Source organism: Kitasatospora sp. NPDC008050 (assembly GCF_042957465.1).
GTDB lineage: Bacteria > Actinomycetota > Actinomycetes > Streptomycetales > Streptomycetaceae > Kitasatospora.
The window spans coordinates 1-2,390 of sequence record NZ_JBIBIJ010000062.1; the positions used below are offsets into that span (position 1 = coordinate 1).

General features: G+C 72.0%; 1 protein-coding gene. It reads right to left on the reverse strand.

Annotated features, from left to right (window positions below; genetic code table 11):
* Positions 1-2,390: type I polyketide synthase (locus tag ACFZB9_RS36845; RefSeq protein ID WP_391454531.1), on the reverse strand; the 2,390-nt coding region annotated here is incomplete at both ends.

The following is a 2,390-nucleotide window of genomic DNA, read 5'->3' on the forward strand; positions in this document are numbered from 1 at the left end:
CGTCAACACCGCGCCCAACCGCCGCGCCTGCTCCCGCAACGCCCCCTCCGAACGACCCGACACCACCAACGGCACCAACCCACCACCCAGCGCCACCGCCACCGGCACCGGCACCGGCACCGGCTCATCCGCCACCACCGCCACCGACCCGACCGGCGGTTCCTCCAACAAGAGGTGAACGTTGGTCCCGCTCAGCCCGAACGAGGAGACACCCGCACGGCGGGGCTCGTCACCCGCGGACCAGTCCCGGGCCCGCGTCAGCAGCTCCACCGCACCCGCCGACCAGTCCACCTGGTGCGAGGGCTCGTCCACATGCAGCGTCATCGGCAGGACGCCCTGCCGCATCGCCATGACCATCTTGATCACACTGGCGGCACCGGACGCGGCCTGGGTGTGGCCGATGTTCGACTTCAGCGACCCCAGCCACAACGGCCGGTCGGCAGAACGGTCCTGACCGTAGGTGGCCAGCAGTGCCTGTGCCTCGATCGGGTCGCCCAGCGTCGTGCCCGTGCCGTGCGCCTCCACCACGTCCACCTCGGCGGCCGACAGCCCCGCGTTGGCCAGCGCCTGACGGATCACCCGCTGCTGCGAGGGACCGTTCGGCGCCGTCAGGCCGTTCGACGCGCCGTCCTGGTTCACCGCACTGCCGCGGATCACCGCGAGCACCGGGTGTCCGTTGCGCCGCGCGTCCGACAGCCGCTCGACCGCGAGCATGGCCACGCCCTCGGCCCAGCTGGTCCCGTCGGCCGCCTCGGCGAACGCCTTGCAGCGGCCGTCGGCGGCGATGGCGCCCTGCTTGGAGAACTCCGCGAAGGTCGCGGGAGTGGCCATGACCGTCACACCACCGGCCAGCGCCAGATCACACTCACCGTTGCGCAGCGCCTGGGTCGCCAGGTGCAGCGCCACCAACGACGACGAGCACGCCGTGTCCACCGTCACCGCCGGACCCTCCAGGCCCAGCACGTACGACACCCGACCCGACATCACACTGCCCGAGGAGCCGGTCACGCCGAAGCCCTGGGTGTCCTGCGCGGTCATCAGCAGTGCCGTGTACTCCTGTGCCGTTCCGCCGACGAACACGCCGGTCCGGCTGCCACGCAGCGAGGTGGGGTCGACGCCGGTGCGCTCCAGCGCCTCCCAGGAGGTCTCCAGCAGCAGCCGCTGCTGCGGGTCCATGACGCCCGCCTCACGCGGCGAGATGCCGAAGAAGTCCGCGTCGAAGTCGCCGGCGTCGTGCAGGAATCCACCGCGCCGCACATCGCCGGAGAGCCACCGCTCCCAGCCGCGGTCGACCGGCATCGCGGAGGTCTCGTCACGGCCCTCCGCGACCAGGCGCCACAGGTCCTCCGGCGAGGTGACACCGCCCGGGAAGCGGCAGGCCATACCGACGATCACCAGCGGCTCGTCATCCTGCGACCGCACCGTCACGGGCAGGCCGACGGCCGCTCCCGTGCCGAGGAGTTCGTCCCTGAGCAGCTCGGCGAGCGCGGACGGGGTCGGGTGGTCGAAGACCAGGGTGGCGGGCAGCCGCAGCCCGGTGACGGAGTTGAGCCGGGTGCGGAACTCGACGGCGGTCAGCGAGTCGAAGCCGATCTCCTGGAAGGGCTTGGCGTCCGTGATCGTCTCGGCCGAGGCGTGCCCCAGGACGAGCGCCGCCTCGGACCGCACCAGCTCCAGCAGGACCGTCCGCTGCTCCGCCTCGCGCAGGCCGGCCAGGCGCTCGCGCAGCGCTCCGGCGACGGAGTCGTCCGCGGCCGGGTCGGCGACCGCCTCCAGGGCACGGCGGACCTCGGGGATGTCCTCGATCAGCGGACGGTGACGGGCGATCATGTAGCCCGGCGCGAACCGCTCCCAGTCCATGTCGGTGACGGTGAGCAGGGTCTCGTCCTGCTCCAGCGCCTGTTCAAGGGCGCTGATCGCGATAGCCGGGTCCATCGGCCGCAGACCCAGTCGGGCCAGCCGCTCGGCCGTCTCGCTGTGATCCTGCAGCATGCCGCCGGATCCCCAGCCGCCCCAGGCGATGGAGGTCGCGGTCAGACCACGGGCCCGACGCTCCTGAGCCAGACCGTCCAGATACGCATTCGCCGCCGCATACGCCGCGTTCCCCGCGCTGCCCCACACCGCGGCACCCGAGGAGAACAGCACGAACGCGGCCAGATCCATCCCCGCCGTCAGCTCGTCCAGATGCCGCGCACCCACCACCTTCGCGCCGTACTGGTAGGCGAGATCCTCCGCGCCGATCGTCAGCACCTCTCCGAAGTCCGCGACGCCCGCCGCATGGAACACCGCGGACAGCGGCACATCCTCCGGAATCCCCGCCAACACCCCCTCCAACGCCCCACGATCCGCCACATCACACGCCACCACCGACACCCGAGCCCCCAACCCCT